The organism is Ruegeria sp. BG11 (genome assembly GCF_056538565.1).
In genome coordinates, this window is record NZ_JBQFTH010000001.1 from 155,513 (window position 1) to 175,587 (window position 20,075).

General features: G+C 57.9%; 21 protein-coding genes. 11 read left to right on the forward strand and 10 right to left on the reverse strand.

Translation table 11 applies throughout. The annotated features are described in order from the left end of the window. Positions 1–2: 2 nt before the first annotated feature. Positions 3–260 (forward strand): acyl carrier protein, encoded by a 258-nt coding sequence (locus ACR0JF_RS00775; RefSeq protein ID WP_170373697.1) that lies wholly within the window; start codon positions 3–5, stop codon positions 258–260. A gap of 9 nt (positions 261–269) precedes the next feature. Beyond that, positions 270–1,478, forward strand: a complete 1,209-nt coding sequence (locus tag ACR0JF_RS00780; RefSeq protein WP_170659543.1) for a beta-ketoacyl-[acyl-carrier-protein] synthase family protein — start codon at positions 270–272, stop codon at positions 1,476–1,478. A 57-nt stretch (positions 1,479–1,535) separates the two neighbouring features. On the opposite strand, the gene ACR0JF_RS00785 is transcribed toward ACR0JF_RS00780, so the two are convergent. Next, positions 1,536–2,141, reverse strand: coding sequence for an invasion associated locus B family protein (locus tag ACR0JF_RS00785; protein WP_170659544.1), 606 nt, complete (start codon positions 2,139–2,141; stop codon positions 1,536–1,538). A 447-nt stretch (positions 2,142–2,588) separates the two neighbouring features. Between ACR0JF_RS00785 and ACR0JF_RS00790 the strand changes: the two genes are divergently transcribed. Further along, a complete protein-coding gene (locus ACR0JF_RS00790) occupies positions 2,589–4,136 on the forward strand; it encodes a helicase HerA-like domain-containing protein (protein ID WP_170659545.1) in 1,548 nt (515 codons plus the stop codon). Between the two features lie 33 nt (positions 4,137–4,169). On the opposite strand, the gene ACR0JF_RS00795 is transcribed toward ACR0JF_RS00790, so the two are convergent. The 7 genes from ACR0JF_RS00795 to ACR0JF_RS00825 all read right to left on the reverse strand — a co-directional run bounded on the left by ACR0JF_RS00795 (position 4,170) and on the right by ACR0JF_RS00825 (position 10,292). Beyond that, positions 4,170–4,427 (reverse strand): hypothetical protein, encoded by a 258-nt coding sequence (locus tag ACR0JF_RS00795; protein ID WP_425082780.1) that lies wholly within the window; start codon positions 4,425–4,427, stop codon positions 4,170–4,172. A 184-nt stretch (positions 4,428–4,611) separates the two neighbouring features. Continuing rightward, the gene (locus ACR0JF_RS00800; RefSeq protein WP_170548748.1) at positions 4,612–5,925 is read right to left on the reverse strand and encodes a branched-chain amino acid ABC transporter permease; all 1,314 of its coding nucleotides are present in this window, start codon (positions 5,923–5,925) and stop codon (positions 4,612–4,614) included. Next, entirely contained in the window at positions 5,922–6,932 is a 1,011-nt protein-coding gene (locus ACR0JF_RS00805; RefSeq protein ID WP_170638716.1) for a branched-chain amino acid ABC transporter permease, read from the reverse strand. The genes ACR0JF_RS00800 and ACR0JF_RS00805 overlap by 4 nt, the downstream gene beginning before the upstream one ends. Next, a complete protein-coding gene (locus ACR0JF_RS00810; protein WP_170659546.1) occupies positions 6,932–7,252 on the reverse strand; it encodes a hypothetical protein in 321 nt (106 codons plus the stop codon). Before ACR0JF_RS00810 ends, ACR0JF_RS00805 begins: the two co-directional genes overlap by 1 nt. 115 nt (positions 7,253–7,367) lie before the next feature. Then, positions 7,368–8,198 (reverse strand): ABC transporter ATP-binding protein, encoded by an 831-nt coding sequence (locus tag ACR0JF_RS00815; RefSeq protein ID WP_170659547.1) that lies wholly within the window; start codon positions 8,196–8,198, stop codon positions 7,368–7,370. Continuing rightward, a complete protein-coding gene (locus ACR0JF_RS00820; RefSeq protein WP_170458187.1) occupies positions 8,195–8,983 on the reverse strand; it encodes an ABC transporter ATP-binding protein in 789 nt (262 codons plus the stop codon). The genes ACR0JF_RS00815 and ACR0JF_RS00820 overlap by 4 nt, the downstream gene beginning before the upstream one ends. A 127-nt stretch (positions 8,984–9,110) precedes the next feature. Further along, on the reverse strand, positions 9,111–10,292 hold the full coding sequence (locus ACR0JF_RS00825; protein WP_170458188.1) for an ABC transporter substrate-binding protein: 1,182 nt from the start codon (positions 10,290–10,292) through the stop codon (positions 9,111–9,113). Between the two features lie 151 nt (positions 10,293–10,443). Between ACR0JF_RS00825 and ACR0JF_RS00830 the strand changes: the two genes are divergently transcribed. Together ACR0JF_RS00830 and ACR0JF_RS00835 are read left to right on the forward strand one after the other, a co-directional pair. Beyond that, entirely contained in the window at positions 10,444–11,544 is a 1,101-nt protein-coding gene (locus ACR0JF_RS00830; RefSeq protein WP_170659548.1) for a PQQ-dependent sugar dehydrogenase, read from the forward strand. 101 nt (positions 11,545–11,645) lie between these two features. Next, positions 11,646–12,152, forward strand: coding sequence for a GNAT family N-acetyltransferase (locus tag ACR0JF_RS00835; RefSeq protein ID WP_480668849.1), 507 nt, complete (start codon positions 11,646–11,648; stop codon positions 12,150–12,152). A 7-nt stretch (positions 12,153–12,159) separates the two neighbouring features. On the opposite strand, the gene ACR0JF_RS00840 is transcribed toward ACR0JF_RS00835, so the two are convergent. Next, positions 12,160–13,164 carry a GlxA family transcriptional regulator gene (locus ACR0JF_RS00840; RefSeq protein ID WP_170548735.1) on the reverse strand — a complete coding sequence of 335 codons (1,005 nt, stop codon included), beginning with the start codon at positions 13,162–13,164 and terminating at the stop codon, positions 12,160–12,162. A gap of 168 nt (positions 13,165–13,332) precedes the next feature. On the opposite strand from ACR0JF_RS00840, the gene ACR0JF_RS00845 reads away from it, so the two are divergent. Beyond that, positions 13,333–14,703 (forward strand): class II 3-deoxy-7-phosphoheptulonate synthase, encoded by a 1,371-nt coding sequence (locus ACR0JF_RS00845; RefSeq protein WP_170659550.1) that lies wholly within the window; start codon positions 13,333–13,335, stop codon positions 14,701–14,703. A gap of 54 nt (positions 14,704–14,757) precedes the next feature. On the opposite strand, the gene ACR0JF_RS00850 is transcribed toward ACR0JF_RS00845, so the two are convergent. Continuing rightward, positions 14,758–15,432 (reverse strand): PAS domain-containing protein, encoded by a 675-nt coding sequence (locus ACR0JF_RS00850; RefSeq protein ID WP_170659551.1) that lies wholly within the window; start codon positions 15,430–15,432, stop codon positions 14,758–14,760. Positions 15,433–15,674: 242 nt separating this feature from the next. On the opposite strand from ACR0JF_RS00850, the gene ACR0JF_RS00855 reads away from it, so the two are divergent. From ACR0JF_RS00855 to ACR0JF_RS00875, 5 genes are all read left to right on the forward strand, one after another. Next, positions 15,675–16,565, forward strand: a complete 891-nt coding sequence (locus ACR0JF_RS00855; protein WP_170659552.1) for a YicC/YloC family endoribonuclease — start codon at positions 15,675–15,677, stop codon at positions 16,563–16,565. 17 nt (positions 16,566–16,582) lie between these two features. Then, a complete protein-coding gene (gmk, locus tag ACR0JF_RS00860) occupies positions 16,583–17,224 on the forward strand; it encodes a guanylate kinase (protein ID WP_170659553.1) in 642 nt (213 codons plus the stop codon). Further along, the gene (locus ACR0JF_RS00865; RefSeq protein WP_170659554.1) at positions 17,221–17,745 is read left to right on the forward strand and encodes a gamma carbonic anhydrase family protein; all 525 of its coding nucleotides are present in this window, start codon (positions 17,221–17,223) and stop codon (positions 17,743–17,745) included. Before gmk ends, ACR0JF_RS00865 begins: the two co-directional genes overlap by 4 nt. Before the next feature lie 21 nt (positions 17,746–17,766). Then, entirely contained in the window at positions 17,767–18,813 is a 1,047-nt protein-coding gene (locus tag ACR0JF_RS00870; protein ID WP_170641601.1) for an ATP-binding protein, read from the forward strand. A gap of 184 nt (positions 18,814–18,997) precedes the next feature. Beyond that, entirely contained in the window at positions 18,998–20,038 is a 1,041-nt protein-coding gene (locus ACR0JF_RS00875; RefSeq protein WP_170548721.1) for a substrate-binding domain-containing protein, read from the forward strand. Positions 20,039–20,075 lie beyond the last annotated feature (37 nt).

Below are 20,075 nucleotides of genomic sequence, written 5' to 3' on the forward strand. Positions count from 1 at the left end.
ACATGAGCATCAGCGACCGCGTCATCGCAATCATTGCAGAGCAGGCCGTTCTGGAGCCATCGGATGTCACACCCGACAGCACACTTGCGGATCTGGGCATCGACAGCCTGGGTCTGGTCGAAAGCATCTTTGCCATCGAGGAAGAGTTCGACATCTCAGTTCCCTTCAACGCAAATGAGCCCGAGGCGAATGATTTCGACATCTCGAACGTGGCCGCGATCATTGCCGGCATCGAACAGCTTGTGTCGGAAAAGGTCTGACCCGAAACAATGAAACGGGTTGTCATTACCGGGGCGGGAACCATCAACTCGCTGGGTCATTCGGTCTCCGACACGCTCGAGGCCATGCGTGAAGGGCGTTGCGGTATCTCTGATCTGGAATTCCGCGATGTTGACCGTCTAGCGATCAAGATCGGAGGTCAGGTGCGGGGGTTCGAGGCCGAAGGGCGCTTTAACCGCCAGCAGATGTCTCTCTATGATCGGTTCACGCAGTTCACCCTGACAGCCGCGAAAGAGGCGATCGACCAGTCGGGCATTCAGTTCCACGGCGAGGTGGCGGCGCGTTCCGGCGTGGTTCTGGGCACGGCGGGCGGAGGGGTCTCGACCTGGGATGACAATTACCGCTCGGTCTATGAAGACGGCAAGAACCGGGTGCATCCCTTTGTGGTGCCCAAGCTGATGAACAACGCGGCGGCCAGCCATGTCTCAATGGAGCATAACCTGAAAGGCCCCAGCTTTACGGTTTCAACTGCCTGCGCGTCGTCGAACCATGCTATGGCGCAGGCGTTTCAGATGGTGCGCAGCGGGGCCGCACCTGCGATGATTACGGGTGGTTCCGAATCCATGCTGTGTTTCGGCGGTGTGAAGGCCTGGGAAGGTCTGCGCGTGATGTCCAAGGATGCCTGCCGCCCCTTTAGTGCCAACCGCAACGGGATGGTGCAGGGCGAGGGTGCCGGTGTCTTTGTTTTCGAGGAATACGAACATGCCCGCGCGCGGGGCGCAGATATCCTGTGCGAGGTTGTTGGCTTCGCCATGTCTTCGGACGCCTCGGATATCGTGATGCCCAGCAAGCAGGGGGCCGCACGAGCGATGGCGGGCGCGTTGGCGGATGCCAAGCTGAACGCCAGCGATGTGTGCTATATCAATGCACATGGCACAGGTACTGCGGCAAATGACAAAACGGAATGTGCCGCCGTAGCGGATGTGTTTGGACCGCATGCAGATGATTTGATGATCTCATCAACCAAATCCATGCATGGCCACCTGATCGGAGGCACCGGAGCGGTGGAGCTTTTGGCCTGTATCATGGCGCTGCGGGACGGCGTTATCGCGCCCACCATCGGTTATGAAGAACCCGACCCGGAATGCGCGCTGGACGTGGTGCCAAACGTTGCGCGTGAAGCCAAGGTCGACGTGGCGCTCAGCAATGCGTTTGCGTTTGGCGGGTTGAATGCGGTCTTGGCGCTCAAAAGCGTCTGAGCTGCAAAGAAAACCGCCGCCACAAAGCTGCGGCGGCGATCTCTATTCGCAGCTGACTTAGTTGACGTTAACGGCCAGCCCGTCAAAGCCCGAAGTGAAGCCCGACAGGGACATATCCATTGTTATAACCTGATCGGGGAAGCGCGCGGGAACCAGCGAGAAGGTCGCTTTGCTGCCCGCTTTCATCGCGTCAATGTCACCCTGGCTGAGGCCCAGTTGCGCAACACAGCCAACAGGCAGACAATGGTGGTAGTTATAGAGCTTGCGCGGTGCGCCGTCGATCGACAGGGCCAGTTGCGCTTGTAGCAGGGTCTCCAACGGTACGATCACATTGGCCCATGCAACAGCCGCTCCGCCTTCGGGCAGCTTGCCGATGGACACTTCTGCAATCGGATCACCCTGAGGGCCGTTCAGAACCTGAACAATTGCACAGGGATCTTCGCCTTCCGGCGCCTTGATACAGGAAACATCCCAATCGCCGGATTCTTCTTTGACAAATTGCTCACCTACACGAGGACCGGATTGGCCCAAATCGAGGCCCGCGCCCGCATCGGCCCCAGTGCCTTCAGTCGTCGTGCCTTCGGAAGTCGTTTCCTGCGCGCTAACCACTCCGCACATCAGAACGGCTGCCAGAGAATTAAACGAGAGGAGTTTCTTGAACATGAATGCCTCGGTTTGCTGTTTGTTTTGCCTCATCTAGCATCCTTCGCCGCGGCTGTCAGTCGTTAACCGAATGGCTGAAACCAATGTGAGCGTTTTCTTGGGCCAAACCCCGCTCAAGAACCAATACAGGCAAAAGAAAAGAGGGCTGGTGGAGCAGCCCTCTTCCCAAAATTTTTCTCCCCGTCGGACTGGCCGACTTAGTTATGCGCAGACGTTACGAAAGGGGGGAGCAGGGGTCAACCGCTAACAGAAAAATTTAATGCACTAATCAGCACAGTTTTATTCGCCCACTTCCGTGAAAAAAGCCGTGCCCGAAGGCATGGCTGGTCGACAGGGAGGAAGTGTCCCCTTCGCAACCCGGGGCCACAAAGGGAACGAATAGACTATGGCAGCCAAAGGTTAAGTTTGTATGCTGGTTGCGGATCAGTGAAAAAAGGCTGCAATTACATGGGTAAAGAGATTTTTCTGGGCGGTGCGGGCGACGAATACGGAACGCCTCAGGGTTTGACGCTGAAATATGCAAACCGCCACGGGCTGATCGCGGGGGCTACGGGGACGGGCAAGACGGTCACTCTGCAAATCCTGGCTGAAGGTTTTTCGCAAGCGGGCGTGCCGGTTTTCCTCTCGGATGTCAAAGGGGACTTGTCCGGCTTGGCAATGTCAGGCAGCGAAACCCATAAGTTGCATCAAGCGTTTACCGAGCGCGCGGAACGGATCGGCTTTTCTGATTTCTCCTACGCCGCTTGTCCGGTCACGTTCTGGGACCTGTTCGGCGAACAAGGGCACCCGGTCCGTACCACTGTGACCGAAATGGGACCTCTGCTTTTGTCGCGCCTTATGGAGCTGAGCGAGGCACAGGAGGGGATTCTCAACATCGCGTTCCGAGTCGCTGATGAAGAAGGGATGCCGCTGCTGGATCTCAAGGATCTTCAGGCGCTTCTGGTGTGGATTGGTGAGAACAGGGCGCAGCTGTCGCTGCGCTACGGCAATGTCTCAACGGCCTCTATCGGAGCTATTCAGCGCCGTCTTTTGGTGTTGGAAAACCAAGGCGGCACTAAATTGTTTGGAGAACCCGCTCTGAATCTGGCCGATCTGATGCGAACGGATGAAAACGGACAGGGGATGGTTAACATACTGGCCTCGGACAAGCTGATGGGCGCGCCTCGGCTATATGCCACGTTCCTGTTGTGGCTGCTGAGTGAGCTGTTCGAGGAACTGCCCGAGGTCGGCGATCCGGAAAAGCCCAAGCTGGTGTTCTTTTTCGACGAAGCGCACCTTCTGTTTGATGATGCGCCCAAGGTTCTGGTCGACAAGGTCGAGCAGGTCGCACGCCTAATCCGCTCCAAAGGGGTTGGAGTTTACTTCATCACGCAGAACCCCGCCGACATTCCCGAAGACATTCTGGGACAGTTGGGCAACCGGGTACAACATGCCCTGCGCGCCTTCACCGCGCGTGACCGAAAGAACCTGCGTTTGGCGGCGGAAACCTACCGCGAGAATCCCGCCTTCGATACCGAGGCCGCGATCCGAGAGGTGGGCGTTGGTGAGGCCGTAACCTCAATGCTGCAGAAGAAAGGCGTGCCGGGGATTGTCGAGCGGACTTTGATTCGCCCACCGGGATCGCAGCTTGGCCCAATTTCGGGATCTGAGCGTCAGGGTATTCTGCAAGCCTCACCGATGGCGGCGAAATATGACACGCTGGTCGATCGCAAATCGGCCTTTGAAATCCTGCAGGCCCGTGCGGAGGCTGCCGCCAAAGAGGCCGAGTCCGCGGAGGCAGAAGAGATCATCGAACAACAGTCCCCGATGGAGCGCGAATACAGCTCGGCGCGCCGGTATTCAGGTAGCCGGGTTGGGCGTTCAACGTCTCGGGTAGTGCGTAAGAAAGACACTTTTGCAACGGCGATGAGTGAGGCCGTCATCAAAGAGCTGAAGGGAACAACCGGCCGTCGCATCGTGCGGGGTATTCTGGGCGGGTTGTTCCGAAATCGGTGATCGGGAGGCGCCCAGCACAGGGCGCCAACCGGCTTACTTCAGGCGGCGCTGGCCTTCCTGACGGCAATAGGCATCGGCCTGCTTCACCGACATCTTGGTGGCTGGGAAATCAATCGCACGGTCCCAAGTCACACGATCATGTCGGTAAAGCTGACAGGTCACGACGCCCTGCGGAGTGTTAACCTGAACAGGAGTGGTCTCAAGGTCTTCGGGCGACGGAATACAAGCCGTCAGCGCGGCCAGAACCGGCAGCATGACAACGGCTTTGGTGATCAGTGTTTTCTTGGTCAAGTCGGATACTCTCATCAATTGAGTGCGAATGATCGCAAAGATCGGTCGGGTTTCTTCTGAGCATAGGCCGGACCCCATAAGTCCGAACAACGAGCGGTAGTCCCGTGTACGCGGAAACCTCTTTAGAAATCAAGAAGCCGCGCCGGATGAAGGGCGCGGCTTCTGTATTGTGATCGTGATGCGTCTATTTCTCGGGGATCAGCCCTCGGGGGCTGAATCTGAGGACAATCAGCAAGACCAGTCCCATCGTAAACAACCGCATATGCGCAGCACTTTCGATCAGGTGCGCCTTTAGAGCGCTGCCATCCGGCATGCCCGAGGTAATCAGGTTCATCAGCCACAGGCCCATCGGTTCGACCTGGACCCACAAGAACCAGATCAGGAACGCACCCAGCACGGCGCCGAAATTGTTGCCCGACCCACCGACGATCACCATCACCCAGACAAGGAATGTAAATCGCAGGGGATTGTAGGTACCCGGCGTCAGCTGACCGTCCAGCGTGGTCATCATCGCGCCCGCGATACCGCAAATGGCAGAGCCAAGCACAAAGATTTGTAGGTGGCGGCGGGTGACATCTTTACCCATCGCCTCAGCTGCGACCTCATTGTCGCGAATGGCGCGCATCATCCGGCCCCATGGGCTTTTCAGCGCCATCTGCGCCATCCAAAGCAGCACCAACAGAACGATGAGGAATAGTAGCGAATAGCCCAGCTTGACCGAAAGGGTCGAGGCGATCACCGGGTCAAGCCCCAGCCAATCGGCCCGCGCAAGGAATGAAGGGTCTTGCTGCAGCTCAACCTCATAGCCGACCACGGGCGAGGGGCGCGGGATGCCGTAGACGTTCTTGACGCCGCGGGCCAGCCAATCCTCGTTCTTCATGACGGCAATGATGATCTCGGCAATACCAAGGGTCGCAATCGCCAGATAGTCCGAGCGCAAACCCAGAGCCGTCTTGCCGATCAGCCATGCGGCACCTGCGGCCAGTAGCCCTCCCGCAGGCCAGGCAAGCAAGACCGGCAGGTTCAGACCACCGATATTGCCGGCAACGGCCGGATCAATCGCTTCAATTGCGGCGACGTTCGGATCAAAGATCGCACGGTACACAAAGAAACCGACGATGAGGATTCCGACGATGGCCAGCGTCCGCGCGCGTCCTTTGGGCATCTTCTGTGCGACCATGACGGTCGCGACAACGGTCGCGGCCCCCAGAAGCAGCGCCAGAATGACGCCATAACCGCCCTCGGACCAGGCTCCGGGCGTTGGCGGGGTCGAGATCAAGACGACCGCCAGTCCGCCCAAAGCCACAAAGCCCATGACGCCAACGTTGAAGAGGCCAGCAAATCCCCATTGCAGGTTCACACCGATCGACATGATGGCCGAGATCAGCCCCATGTTCAGGATCAGGATCGCGGCGTTCCAGCTTTGGGTGAACCCGGTCAAAAGGATCAGCGCGCCAACTGTAACGAAAAGCAGGGTGTTCTTGGTAACCTCGCTCATACCGATTTTCCTTTGAACAGGCCCGTGGGCTTAAACAAAAGCACAATCAGCAGGATGGCAAAACTGACGGCGAATTTGTAATCGGTAGAGAGGAACTGAACCAATCCCGACGGTTCTAGATTTTCCGGAGCCAGATAGGTCAGCACCTTCTTCCAGGCGTATGTGATGGTCACCTCGGAAAACGCGATGATGAACCCACCCGCGATAGCGCCCAGAGGGTTACCCAAACCTCCGACGATGGCCGAGGCAAAGATCGGCAGCAAAAGCTGGAAATAGACGAAGGGCTTGAAGCTCTTGTCGAGGCCATAAAGCACACCTGCCGTGGTCGCCAGTGCGGCCACGATGATCCAAGTTATCATCACCACACGTTCAGGGTTGATGCCGGACAGCAGCGCCAGATCTTCATTGTCCGAATAGGCGCGCATCGACTTACCGGTGCGGGTTTTGTTCAAAAACCAGAACAGAGCGGCCACGGCGATCACCGCCACAACGACCGTAATGGCCTGAGAGGTCTTGATCGCGAGCCCTTCGTTCAACCCGGTCCATTCCTTGAAGTCCCGCGCCTTGATCAGGAAACGAGCACCGTCCGAGAATCTCTGATCATCCGGCCCGATGATGAAGCGGACGATACCGTTCATGATGAACATCACGCCCATGGACACGATCACCAGAATGACCGGTTTGGCCTTTTGTTCCCGGTAGAAGCGATAAACCAGACGGTCGGTGATCAGCACCAAAACGATACAGCCCAAAATGGCAAAGGGCAGGGCGAGCAGAGCCGTCGGCAACGGCCCGAAACTGACCCCTGCGGCTTGCAAGCCCCACGTGACAAGAACCGCGATCATCGCGCCAAAGGCCATCGTATCGCCATGCGCAAAGTTCGAGAACCGCAGGATGCCATAGATCAGCGTCACCCCCAAAGCACCCAGCGCCAACTGACTGCCATAGGCGATTGCGGGAACAAGAACGAAGTTGGAGAGCGCCACAAGGGCGTTGAGGAAGTCCATTAAAACTCCTGCTCGCATTTTCCAGAGAAAGTGCGTCGTCCATTGTTAGCTTTCGCATAATCGACATAACGCAATGGTTGGGTGAGCAATGTCACGCTTAGTTCGGTGGTCGAAGTCTTGGTCACATACATATGCTCGTGTCTGTCGTCTTCGGTTCGGGACGCCACCAACAAGTCGCTTTTTGAAACGGCAGTCCACTCTTGCACATCAGACAAGCGAATTTTGGAGGTGATATCACCGGCCTTGGCGACCTGATCGACTGAAAAGTCACCAAAATTACTTTCTATACGCTCGGGCGGGGTGCCTAACAGTTCAAGCATGAGTTCGCCACCTTCACAGTTTTGCACGTCTGCGCAGGCCTCATGTAGGATGCAAGGCGCCGACCAAGCCGTACTGCACATTGAGGCAAATGCGATCGTCATTGCGGACCTCACCTCACCCCCCCAAGAAACTCTTACGCACTTCGGGATCGGCCAGCAGTTCCTTGCCCGTGCCGGTATAGGCGTTCCGCCCCTGAACCAGCACATATCCCTTGTCCGCGATCTCCAAGGCCTGACGGGCATTCTGTTCGACCATCAGGATCGGCAACCCGGTGCGCGAGACCTCGATGATCCGGTCAAACAACTCATCCATCACGATGGGCGAGACACCGGCGGTCGGCTCATCCAGCATCAGTACCTTCGGCTGAGTCATCAGCGCGCGGCCCACGGCGACCTGCTGGCGCTGACCGCCCGAGAGCTCTCCGGCCGCCTGATGGCGTTTGTCGCGCAGGATGGGGAACAGCTCATAGACCTGCTCCATCGTGTCCGAGAAATCGTCCCGGCGGATAAAGGCACCCATCTCAAGGTTCTCTTCCACTGTCATCGAGGTGAAGATGTTCGAGGTCTGCGGCACAAAACCCATCCCACGCATCACCCGGTCCTGAGGCGTGAGAGAGGTGATATCCTCGCCGTCCAACCGAACGGCGCCCGAGCGCACATCCAGCATGCCGAACACGGCCTTCATCGCAGTAGACTTGCCAGCGCCGTTGGGCCCGACGATGACTGCAATCTCGCCCCGGTCGACGGCGATGGTGCAGTCGTGCAGAATATCCGGCCCCTTGCCGTAACCACCTGTCATCGTGTCGCCGATCAGAAATGGCCCACCATCGACCTTTTGTGTCGCGCCGCTTTTGCGATGGGCCGGGGTCATGGTGCCGACGCCATGCGTGTTCGTGATCGACGCGTCCTTGTTGCCTTTGTCGTCGTGATAAGGATTATCGCTCACGCCCCGGCCTCCAGCTTGTCTTTGTTTTTCAGGCCGGTGCCCAGATAGGCCTCGATCACGTGTTCATTGGCCTTGATCTCGTCCAGGGTTCCCTCGGCCAGCACCTTGCCCTCGGCCATACAGATGACCGGATCGCAGATTTTGCCGATGAAATCCATGTCATGCTCGATGACGACGAAAGTATAGCCACGTTCCTTGTTCAGACGCAGGATCGTGTCGCCAATGGTCATCAGCAGGGTCCGGTTCACACCCGCGCCAACCTCATCCAGAAACACGATCTTGGCGTCGACCATCATGGTGCGACCAAGCTCCAGCAACTTCTTCTGTCCACCCGAGACCTGACCCGCCTTATGATCGGCCAGATGCTCGATTGTCAGGAACTCCAGTACCTCATCAGCCTTGGCCCGAAGCGCGCGTTCCTCATCAGCAATCCGTTTGCGACCGAACCATGTGTTCCAAAGCGATTCCCCGGATTGCGCGCCGGGCACCATCATCAGGTTCTCGCGGCAGGTCATTGACGAGAACTCATGCGCGATCTGGAAGGTGCGCAGCAGGCCCTTGTGAAACAGCTCATGCGGGGGCAGGCCGGTGATATCCTCACCATCCATCACCACCTTGCCGCTGGTCGGCGGCAAGACACCCGCGATCACATTGAACAAAGTGGTTTTTCCGGCCCCGTTCGGTCCGATCAGACCGGTGATCGAGCCCTTTTGGATTTCCAGCGATGCCCCGTCCACCGCATGAAACCCGCCGAAATGCTTATGCACGTCTTCGACGACGATCATCTTTTCCCCTAGCCGCCGTTTTCCGGCGTTGTTGCCACATCCCTGTACGAATGGTGCGGGCTTTTGTCATTGAAACAGCCCGGACACAAGGCCCGGGCTGCTTGTTTTTATGACTGTTAACCTTGGATCAACGGAAGTTGACGGTTTTGTTCTCGCCGTCGGTGACTTCGATCTCACGGTAAGAACCCGCGCTTTCACCGGGGCCAATCAGCTCAACACCAGAGGCACCGACATAGTCGATCTCCTGACCGGCAGCGAGCAGTTCCAAACCCTTGGCCAGCTCACCCGGATAAATCTTCTCACCAGGTTCGTTGGCGACGTCCATGATCTTGGAGCCATAATCTGCCGGGTTGGTCGAGCCTGCGGCCTGCATGGCCAGCATGAACAAGGCAGCGGCGTCATAGGACTCAGGTGAATAGGGCGACGAGCCGTCAAAACCGGCAGCTTCGGCCATGGCAAAGTACTTCTCAGCACCTTCGCCACCCGAACCGGCGATCTGACCGAACGATCCGTTCAGGTCCGGACCGACATTGGCAGGCAGCGAGTCCCCGATCATGCCGCCAGGCAAACCGAACGTGTCAAACGCACCGCTGTCCAGAGCCGACTGGATGATGCCCAGGCCGCCTTGATCCAGATAGCCCGCAACGACCAGAATGTCGCCACCGGCTGAGGCCAGCGCGCCAACTTCAGCTGAGTAGTCGGCCTTCCCGTCTTCGTGCGCTGCGACGATGGTGACTTCGCCACCCGAGGCCTCGAACGACGACTGGATCGCATCCGCCAGACCCTTGCCGTAGTCGTTGTTGGTGTAGGTCAGAGCGATCGAGCTGATGCCGCGATCGTTCAGGATGTCGGCCATCACCTGACCTTCACGCGCATCCGACGGCGCGGTGCGGAAGAACAGGCCGTTGTCTTCCATGGTCGACAGACCGGGCGAGGTGGCCGATGGCGAGATCATCACCATGCCATTCGGAATCGCGACGTTCTGCAGGATCGCGCCGGTGACGCCCGAGCAGTCACCGCCGATGATGCCAGCAACACCGTCTGCGATCATGCGCTCGCCGTTCGACGTGGACAGGCCGTTATCGATGCAGCCGGTATCTGCGCGTGTCGCGGTCACGGTTGCTCCGTCCAGCAGCTTGCCGGATTCGGTGACTTCAGCCATCGCCATCTCGGCGCCCGAACCCATGGCAGGCGCCAGCGATTCAATCGGACCGGTGAAGCCGAACAGAACGCCCAGCTTGACGTCTTCGGCCATTGCGGTACCCGCCAGCAGAGCGGAGGCTGCAGTTGCAGTCAGCAGCTTTTTCATATGGTTACTCCCTATTGTGAACGTATTCGTTCTGCGCATGACCCTAGGCAAGCAATCCGGAAAAGAAAAGTCCTAACGCAATCGTGTTTTTACGCTCCATAATCCTATTTGTTCTCATGGTGATAACGCTGTCAGTCCGAAAGGAAGTCCCATGACGCCCAGACCCTTTGCGATTCTTGCCTTGATGATCAGCGCAGGTCTCGCCTCCGCTGAGGAGCTTGAGACATCCCAAGGTCCGGTTCGGATCGAGCCGATGATCGAGGGACTGGATGCGCCTTGGGCCGTCGGCATCCTGCCCGATGGATCGTTTCTGGTGACCGAACGGGATGGCGATGTGCTCTATGTGTCTGACGGGAAATCTCAAAAAGTGAAGGGGGTTCCGAAAGTCGCCGCCAGAGGGCAGGGCGGCCTGCTTGACGTGACCATCGCGAGAGATTTCCCACAGACGCGCGAGGTCTTTCTGACCTTCTCAAAACCTCAGAGCACAGGGGCCGGCACCGCGCTGGCCGTCGCGCGACTGTCGGAGAACGGCAAGCGCCTGACAAACACGCGTATCCTGTTCGAAGCCACGCCCGGAGGCTCGGGCGGGCGTCACTTTGGATCTCGGGTGGTCGAGGCAGAAGATGGCAGTTTGTTTGTCACCATCGGGGATCGGGGGGATCGACCCCAGGCTCAGGACCGCTCAAACCCAATCGGGTCGATTATCCGCATCAATCGGGATGGCTCGGTCCCTGCGGATAACCCCTTTGTCGGGCAGGCGGATATTCGGCCCGAGATCTGGTCCTACGGTCACCGCAACCCTCAGGGTGCCGATCTGGATGCTCAGGGGCGTCTTTGGACATCCGAGCATGGCGCGCGCGGAGGGGATGAGGTCAACCTCGTGCAACCGGGGCTGAACTACGGGTGGCCCGTCATTTCCTATGGCAAACACTACTCGGGCAAGACGATAGGCGAAGGCACTGCCAAAGACGGGATGGAGCAGCCGCGCCACTATTGGGACCCCTCCATCGCGCCCTCAGGCTTGATGGCCTATTCCGGTGCGCTCTGGCCGGAGTGGAAAGGCGACATCTTCGTGGGATCGCTGAAGTTTGACTATATCTCCCGGCTGGACGGCAACCCGCTGCGCGAGGTCGAACAGATCAAAGGCCCCGAAACAGAACGTGTCCGGGACATCGTTGAGGCACCAGACGGGTCGATCTGGTTCATTTCCGTAGGCAATGGCGCAGTTTTCCGGCTTTCCCCGGATAGGTAGATCAGTGCTCGCCCGCCTTGACTGTTGCCGAGTAACCGAGCTTGATCCTGTATCAAGAAACCATCTGAGGGTACGGTCCATTGTGCGACTTTTCGATTGAAATGTGTGACACGCTGCCAGATCAAGATGAGTTGAACGGCATCCTGTGCCAATACTATGCGTTGATCGTAGAGCGCATGACGGCCATGGGGTTTGACATCGACCCGGCTGCGCCGCAAAGCGCGCTGGCCGAGTTTTGGGCACACTCAGAAGATTATCTGCCGCCAAGCGGGTGCCTGGTTCTGGCACGAGACAGCGCGGCTAAAATCATCGGCTGTGGCATGATGAAACGGCTGGATCAGGACACTGGAGAATTGAAACGCGTGTTCGTGACCGAAGCCGCGCGCGGCACAGGTGCGGGGCGTGCCATGATACAAGCCCGAGAAGACGCAGCCCGCGCTCTGGGGTTAAAGCGCCTTGTAGCTGACACGCTTACTCCGAATGTCGAAATGAGGGACCTGTATCCGAAACTGGGATTTGTCGAATTGTCCGAACCCATTGAGACGACGACCTATTTGGATCAGCCCATGCTGAGGCCCCATCTGCACTATTTTGAAAAGACCCTGTAAAGCGGCTTTACACTGACAGCCGCCCCGACTGTGCCCCACGCTCACGGTAGGGCGTGGTGTTGTAATGCGCCCGGTAGCATTTCGAGAAATGGCTCGGCGAGGCGAAACCGCAGGCCAGAGCCACGTTGATCACGCTCATATCCGTCTGCATCAGCAGGTTTCGAGCTTTGTGCAGCCGCAATTCCATATAATAGCGCTTGGGTGAACGGCTTAGGTAGCGGCGGAACAGACGCTCCAGCTGTCGGGTCGACATGCCGACATCCTTGGCCAGAATCGAAGGCGAGATTGGCTCTTCGATGTTCTTTTCCATCATCAGAATAACCTGGCTCAGCTTCGGATGCCGGACCCCGATCCGAGTGGGCGTCGACAAGCGCTGCGTGTCCTGATCTGTGCGGATCGAGGAATAGATCATCTGATCGGCTACGGCGCTGGCCAGACCCTCGCCATAGTCATTCGCGATCAGCTTCAGCATAAGATCAATGGATGAGGTGCCCCCCGCGGTCGTCATCCGGTTTCCGTCGACCTGAAACACGGATTTGGTCAGTTCCACATTGTCGAACTCTTCAATGAAGCTGTCCGAGTTTTCCCAGTGGATGGTCGCGCGCTTACCTTCCAGCAGCCCCGCCTTGGCCAGCGAATAGGCTGCCGTACACAAGCCACCGATCCGCAGCCCTTTGCGGGCCTCGCGCCGCATCCAGTTCAGAATCTTCTTAGTGGTTGCGGTCTTAACCTCGACCCCTCCACAGATCAGAACGATGTCATCACGCTGCAGCTCAATCAGGTCCTGATCCAGCTTGAAAGTCGTGCCTGCCGAGCAGGTAATTGTATCGCCACCTTCACCGATCAAAGACCACGTATAGACAGGCTTATCAGCCATACGATTGGCAATGCGCAAGCTGTCCAGAGCCGACGCAAAGGACAAAAGAGAAAATCCATCCAATAAGACGAATACAAAATTAATCGGCTTGTCGACGTTACCGTCGACTTTGACAACTTGGCGTTGTTCTTGCATGGGTTTTTGTCCTTGATTCGGTGGCCGATGCGCCCTGGGCGCGCATGATTTGACAGATACCATGATCAAAGCTTGTTTACGACGTCAAGAGCCGCAAATCGGATATGGTCTCTCTTCCCGGCTTTTTGTATAGAGACCACCTGAATACTATCAGCGGAGATCAAGGCTATGACCGAATGGCAAAAATCGAACTGGCGCAACAAGCCCCGGGTTCAGATGCCAGACTATACCGACGCGGCCGCGCTGGCCAAAGTCGAGGCGCAGCTTTCGCAGTATCCCCCGCTGGTCTTTGCCGGTGAGGCGCGGCGTCTCAAGCAACATTTGGGTGCCGCCGGTCGCGGCGAGGCTTTCCTGTTGCAGGGCGGGGATTGTGCTGAAAGCTTTGAACAATTCAGCGCGGATGCGATCCGTGACACGTTCAAAGTGATGCTGCAAATGGCGATGGTTCTGACCTATGGCGCCAAGGTGCCGGTGGTTAAAGTGGGCCGCATGGCCGGGCAGTTTGCCAAACCGCGTAGCGCACCGACCGAGGTTGTGGATGGCGTTGAGCTGCCCAGCTACCGCGGTGACATCATCAACGAGCTGGACTTTACACCCGAGGCGCGGATTCCGAATCCGTCCAAGATGTTGCAGGCCTACACGCAGGCCGCCGCCACGCTGAACCTGCTGCGCGCGTTCTCGACCGGTGGTTTCGCCGACATGAGCCGCGTGCATTCCTGGACGCTGGGCTTCACGGATGAACAGGACGTTCAGAAATACTCCGAGATCGCCGACCGCATTCAGGACTCGATCGATTTCATGGGCGCGGCGGGCATCACGGCTGAGACAACGCATGAGTTCTCGACCGTTGAGTTCTACACCAGCCACGAAGGGCTGTTGCTGGAATATGAAGAGGCGCTGACCCGTCTGGATTCGACCTCTGGCAACTGGCTGGCTGGTTCGGGTCATATGATCTGGATCGGTGACCGCACCCGTCAGCCTGACGGCGCGCATGTGGAATTCTGCCGTGGCGTGCAGAACCCGATCGGTCTGAAATGTGGCCCGACCACAACGGCCGAGGACCTCAAGGTTCTGATGTCCAAGCTGAATCCCGAAAACGAAGAGGGTCGTCTTAACCTGATCGCTCGCTTCGGTGCAGGCAAGGCGGGCGAGCATCTGCCGCGTCTGGTGAAAGCAGTCAAAGAAGAGGGTGCCAAGGTCACCTGGGTCTGCGACCCGATGCACGGCAACACGATCAAATCGGCCACCGGGTACAAAACCCGCCCGTTCGATTCGGTCCTACGCGAGGTGCGCGACTTCTTTGGCGTTCATCAGGCCGAAGGTACCATCCCCGGCGGTGTGCATTTCGAGATGACTGGTCTGGACGTCACTGAGTGCACCGGTGGCGTACGTGCCGTGACCGAAGAGGACCTCTCGGACCGGTACCACACGGCGTGCGACCCGCGTCTGAACGCGTCGCAATCGCTGGAACTGGCTTTCCTGGTCGCCGAAGAACTGACCAACCTGCGCCGCGACCGCACCAAGCGCGAAGCAAGCTAAGGTTCGAACAATCAAAGAAAACGGCGGGTCCTTGGCCCGCCGTTTTTCTTTGGGTCAGTCGTCGCGCGATGCAACCAGCCTGAGGTGCCCTTTGGGACGTTGGAACTCAGTTTTTTCTTCGGCAAATCCTTCGGTGACTTCCAGTTTAGGCTTGGCCGGGCCCTGAACCTCGCTCACCGGTTTGATCCGGGTGTCTTGGATCGAGAAGCGGCGCGGGGTCGCTCCGATCGCTCCGTCACTGACCATGACGCCCATGACGCGGCTGACATCCCCCAAATCGCTTTTCAGCGGCAAAAGCAGCATCCGCGCCTGCATCCGGGCGCGTCCGAATGCACCGCTCGACACCATATCCAATTCGGCAATGGCGGGGTTGGCAAAGACCTGCTCCAACGCATTCGTGGCTGTCTTGCCCGCCTCGGGATCGAAAAACGCGGTCAGAGGCATGCCCCGCACTTCCATCCCGGCCAGCTTGTTCAGGTGGCTGCCCGCAAGGCGAAACCGGGCCAGACCGGAGGCAATCCGCTCGAGAATGAAGGTGTATTCCAGAATATTCTCAAGCCCGCGCGGATCAATCTGCGACCGCATGGGCACGCCATTCCCGTCAAGCAACGCGGTCCAGTAGGCCTCGGCCTGACGGATCGGTGAGAGGCTGCGCCCGCTGTCAAAGCGATCCATTGCGACAATCTTTCCAAGTTTGGACTTCGAGCCAGTCCCGAAAAAGGTTCCCATTTTCATTACCCTAGCGCCTAATCACCGTCATTTTCATAAAATGCAACATATCGGAGGCATTTTCGGCCAAACGACCGAGCTAGAGACATGATTGACACGGGTTAAGTCAATTTTGGAGTAATTCTTTAACGAATGGTTAACTTCTGTCGGACAGAGGCGGTCTCAGCAAACTCTTGCTCTGCACCGGGCAATGGCATTAGGTGCGGCAGACACGAAGACTGACAGCGATGGAAAGGGCAGTGATGATCAAATCCATGACCGGGTTCGCCTCGGGCAAGGGAGAGTTCGGCCCCCATAGCTGGACATGGGAGCTGCGCAGCGTGAACGGCAAAGGGCTGGACATGCGCATCCGCGTGCCCGACTGGTTGACCGGCCTTGAGGCCGCGTTGCGGGGCGTTCTGTCCAAATCGCTGAGCCGGGGCAATGTGACCTTATCATTGCGGATTAGCCGGGATGAATCTCAGCCGGATTTGGCGTTAAATTCGATTGCCATGTCGGCGGCCTTGGATGCCTTGCAACAGACACAGCTCATGGCCGAGGCAAGGGGGATTGCACTGGCCCCCTCCAAGGCGAGTGATCTACTGACCCTCAAAGGCATGCTGGATGCAGGTGCCGAGGCCGACGATCCGGCTCCTCTGGTGGCGCAGATGATCACCGAATTCACTCCGCTTCTGGCCGCGTTTCTCGACATGCGTCAGACCGAGGGCGAAGCTCTGGTGGCGATTCTGGCGTCTCAGCTAGATCAGGTCGCGGCACTGACCGCACAGGCCGCCGAACTGGCCGAGCAACGCAAGGACAAGATGGCCGAAGTGCTGCGCGAAAACCTCGCCCGCGTGCTGGACAACGCCCAAGGGGTCGAACCTGAGAGAGTTGCACAAGAACTCGCCCTGATCGCCGTCAAGGCCGACATCACCGAAGAGATCGACCGTCTCGGCGCCCATGTCACCGCCGCGCGAGACCTTCTGGCGCAGGATGGCGCGGTTGGTCGCAAGTTGGATTTCCTGATGCAGGAGTTCAACCGCGAGGCCAATACCCTTTGCTCCAAGGCACAAAGCGCCGATCTGACCTCGGTCGGGTTGGAGTTGAAAGCGGTGATCGATCAGATGCGCGAGCAGGTACAAAACGTTGAATAACAGTAGGAAGAACTGACATGGCAGATCGCCGCGGCCTCCTTATCATCCTGTCATCCCCCTCGGGCGCGGGCAAATCCACCTTGGCCCGCAGGCTGATGGCCTGGGATACCGACCTCGAATTCTCGATCTCGGCCACGACCCGCGAACCACGTCCGGGTGAGGAACATGGCCGCGAATACTACTTCTTGTCGGAAGACGAGTTCAAACAGCAGGTGGCCGATGGGCAAATGCTGGAACACGCACACGTGTTCGGCAACTTCTATGGCTCTCCCGCCGGCCCTGTGCGCGAGTCCATCGAATCTGGCAAGGATGTCTTGTTCGACGTGGACTGGCAGGGCGAGGTGCAGATCCGCAACTCGGACCTCGGCAAACACGCGCTGTCGATCTTCATCCTGCCGCCTTCGATCCCCGAGTTGCGTCGCCGGTTGGAAAGCCGGGCCCAGGACAGCGCCGATGTGATCGGCAAGCGCATGTTGAAAAGCTGGGATGAGATCAGCCACTGGGGCTACTACGACTATGTACTGGTGAATGACGATCTGGATACGACAGAGGAAAAGCTGAAGACCATCGTCAGCGCCGAACGGATGCGTCGTATTCAGCAACCGAAACTGCAAAACCACGTCCGCACTTTGCAGATGGAATTCGAGGAGCAGTCATGACCATCTACGCGCTGGGAGATCACACGCCCCAAATCCACGAAGACACCTGGGTTGCGCCGGACGCCAATCTGATCGGCAAGGTGGTGCTGGAAGAGGGTGCTTCGGTCTGGTTTGGTTGCACGATACGAGCGGATCACGAAGAAATCCGCGTCGGCGCGGGCAGCAATGTGCAAGAGAACTGCGTCATGCATATCGACGCGGGCTTTCCGCTGACCATCGGGGCGAATTGCACAATCGGCCACAAGGTCATGCTGCATGGCTGCACGATTGGTGAGAACTCTCTGATCGGGATGGGGGCGATCATTCTGAACGGCGCGAAGATCGGCAAGAACTGCCTGATCGGGGCAGGGGCGCTGATCACGGAAAACAAAGAGATACCCGACAACTCGCTGGTCATGGGGTCTCCAGGTAAGGTGGTTCGTCAGCTGGATGAGGCCGCAGCCCAACGGAACACGCTCAGCGCGCTGCACTATCAACAGAACATGCGCAAATTCAGGGAAACCCTGAAACCGTTGGCTTAAGCGGCAGGAAATCAATCGGACATGGCTGAAAACCTTCTGGAAGAATATGTATCGGCCATTCCGATGCCCGCGCTTCTGGTCGACCAGACCGAGCGGATCATCGCCGCCAATACCGACGCCAAAACCCTGCTGAGCCAGAACATCACGGGCCGTCACTTTGCGACGATCCTCAGGCAGCCTCAGGTCATTGAAGCGATTGAACAAAGCCTCCGCAGTAAGGGTCCGGCCAAAACGCGGCACCTTTCAAATGATGGCGCGCAGGATACGACCTTCGAGGTGATTTGCCGCTATATGAACGGGATCGGCGCGGTGTCGGGCGGGGCGGTGCTGACGATCTTTCAGGACATCACTCATCTGGAACAAGCCAGCCAGATGCGTCGCGATTTCGTCGCCAATGTCAGTCATGAACTGCGCACTCCTCTAACCGCCTTGATGGGCTTCATCGAAACCCTGCGGGGTCCAGCCCGAGATGACGACGCCGCGCGTGAGCGATTTCTGCAGATCATGACGGATGAAGCAAACCGCATGAACCGCCTTGTGGGTGATCTTCTGTCGCTCAACCGGGTGGAAAGCGAGGAACGCGTGCGCCCGAAAGAGGAAGTGGAGCTGACAGGTCTACTGCAATCCACACTGAACTCTATGCGCCCTCTGGCCGATGATGCCGAGGTGGTGCTGACGCTTGATGCGCCTGAGGATCCGGTGACCATGACCGGTGACAGCGATCAGTTGCGTCAGGTGTTTACCAACCTGGTCGAGAACGGCATCAAATATGGCGGCAGCGGCGGCAGTGTCGAGTTGCGCGTGACCACCTCAGAAAGGGATACGGCCATGCGAGGTCCGGCGGTTCGGGTGCAGATCATCGATCGAGGGCCTGGCATTGATTCCGTTCATCTTCCGCGACTCACGGAGCGGTTCTATCGCGCCGACAGTCATAGATCGCGCCAATTGGGCGGAACCGGGCTTGGACTCGCGATTGTGAAGCATATCGTTAACCGTCACCGAGGGCGCCTTCGGGTGGAAAGCGATTTAGGAAAAGGCACTGTTTTTACAGTGATTTTGCCGCGCTGATGGGCGGGTTTCCGTAAATCCATCATGGCCGTGCTAAAAGTTTTATGACGGCAGGACGCAAGAAAAACCCGGCTTGTCATAAAACTGTTACGTACCTGTCACAAAAGCCTTACGCACGGGGCCTAGTGGTTCGCGCAAGATCATCATGGGGGTGATCAAAAACCCAATTCTCAAGGAGACTGAAATGTCCTTTGTAAAACTGTCGGCTTCTGCGCTGGCAATTGCTGCCGTTTCGGCAACCACTGCTGCAGCTCGTGACAACGTTCAGGTTGCTGGTTCGTCAACCGTTCTACCTTACGCATCGATCGTCGCAGAACTGTTTGGCGAGAACACCGACTTCCCGACACCGGTTGTTGAATCGGGTGGTTCGTCGGCTGGCCTGAAACGTTTCTGCGAAGGCGTTGGCGAGAACACCATCGACGTAGCAAACGCGTCGCGCGCTATCCGTGAGAAAGAAATCAAAGCCTGTGCCGAAAACGGCGTGACCGACATCATGGAAGTCCGCATCGGCTACGACGGCATCGTCTTTGCAAGCCAGCAGTCTGGCCCGGCCTTCAACGCGTTTGAGCCTTCGGACATCTTCAACGCTCTGGGCGCGAAGGTTCTGAAGGACGGCGAGATCGTCGACAACCCATACAACACTTGGGCCGAGTTCAACGGCGACCTGCCTGACGTTGAAATCGCGGGCTTCATCCCCGGTACCAAGCACGGCACCCGCGAAGTGTTCGAAGAGAAAGTTTTGCTGATCGGCTGTGAAGCAACTGGCGCCATGGAAGCGATGATCGCTGGCGGCATGAGCGAAGATGACGCAGAAGACGCATGCTTGGCTGTTCGTACCGATGGCAAATCGGTCGACATCGACGGTGACTACACCGAGACCCTGGCCCGTATCGACACCAACCCGAACGGCATCGGCGTCTTCGGTCTGGCGTTCTACGAGAACAACACCGACAAGCTGAAAGTTGCGACCATGTCGGGTATCGCACCATCGACCGAGACCATCTCGACCGGTGAATACCCTGTATCGCGTCCGCTGTTCTTCTACGTGAAGAAAGCCCACATCGGCGTGATCCCTGGTCTGAAAGAATACGCTCAGTTCTTCGTCGCTGACGAAATCGCTGGCCCCTCGAGCCCGTTGGCCAACTATGGTCTGGTTGCCGACCCTGAGCTGGCAAAAACTCAGGAAGCGATCAACAACGAAGTGACCATGGGTTCGGGCAGCTAAGCCGATCTATGGATGAATGTTTGGGGCGGCGGATCTC

Excerpts from the sequence above, each read along its gene's own strand:
- ACR0JF_RS00865 (WP_170659554.1), top strand. The coding sequence starts at position 17,221 with ATGACCATCTACGCGCTGGGAGATCACACGCCCCAAATCCACGAAGAC.
- ACR0JF_RS00840 (WP_170548735.1), bottom strand. The coding sequence starts at position 13,164 with ATGCAAGAACAACGCCAAGTTGTCAAAGTCGACGGTAACGTCGACAAG.
- ACR0JF_RS00785 (WP_170659544.1), bottom strand. The coding sequence starts at position 2,141 with ATGTTCAAGAAACTCCTCTCGTTTAATTCTCTGGCAGCCGTTCTGATG.
- ACR0JF_RS00845 (WP_170659550.1), top strand. The coding sequence starts at position 13,333 with ATGACCGAATGGCAAAAATCGAACTGGCGCAACAAGCCCCGGGTTCAG.
- ACR0JF_RS00855 (WP_170659552.1), top strand. The coding sequence starts at position 15,675 with ATGATCAAATCCATGACCGGGTTCGCCTCGGGCAAGGGAGAGTTCGGC.
- ACR0JF_RS00835 (WP_480668849.1), top strand. The coding sequence starts at position 11,646 with ATGTGTGACACGCTGCCAGATCAAGATGAGTTGAACGGCATCCTGTGC.
- gmk (WP_170659553.1), top strand. The coding sequence starts at position 16,583 with ATGGCAGATCGCCGCGGCCTCCTTATCATCCTGTCATCCCCCTCGGGC.
- ACR0JF_RS00830 (WP_170659548.1), top strand. The coding sequence starts at position 10,444 with ATGACGCCCAGACCCTTTGCGATTCTTGCCTTGATGATCAGCGCAGGT.
- ACR0JF_RS00875 (WP_170548721.1), top strand. The coding sequence starts at position 18,998 with ATGTCCTTTGTAAAACTGTCGGCTTCTGCGCTGGCAATTGCTGCCGTT.
- ACR0JF_RS00780 (WP_170659543.1), top strand. The coding sequence starts at position 270 with ATGAAACGGGTTGTCATTACCGGGGCGGGAACCATCAACTCGCTGGGT.
- ACR0JF_RS00825 (WP_170458188.1), bottom strand. The coding sequence starts at position 10,292 with ATGAAAAAGCTGCTGACTGCAACTGCAGCCTCCGCTCTGCTGGCGGGT.
- ACR0JF_RS00850 (WP_170659551.1), bottom strand. The coding sequence starts at position 15,432 with ATGGGAACCTTTTTCGGGACTGGCTCGAAGTCCAAACTTGGAAAGATT.
- ACR0JF_RS00870 (WP_170641601.1), top strand. The coding sequence starts at position 17,767 with ATGGCTGAAAACCTTCTGGAAGAATATGTATCGGCCATTCCGATGCCC.
- ACR0JF_RS00790 (WP_170659545.1), top strand. The coding sequence starts at position 2,589 with ATGGGTAAAGAGATTTTTCTGGGCGGTGCGGGCGACGAATACGGAACG.
- ACR0JF_RS00810 (WP_170659546.1), bottom strand. The coding sequence starts at position 7,252 with ATGCTTGAACTGTTAGGCACCCCGCCCGAGCGTATAGAAAGTAATTTT.
- ACR0JF_RS00805 (WP_170638716.1), bottom strand. The coding sequence starts at position 6,932 with ATGGACTTCCTCAACGCCCTTGTGGCGCTCTCCAACTTCGTTCTTGTT.
- ACR0JF_RS00775 (WP_170373697.1), top strand. The coding sequence starts at position 3 with ATGAGCATCAGCGACCGCGTCATCGCAATCATTGCAGAGCAGGCCGTT.
- ACR0JF_RS00800 (WP_170548748.1), bottom strand. The coding sequence starts at position 5,925 with ATGAGCGAGGTTACCAAGAACACCCTGCTTTTCGTTACAGTTGGCGCG.
- ACR0JF_RS00820 (WP_170458187.1), bottom strand. The coding sequence starts at position 8,983 with ATGATCGTCGTCGAAGACGTGCATAAGCATTTCGGCGGGTTTCATGCG.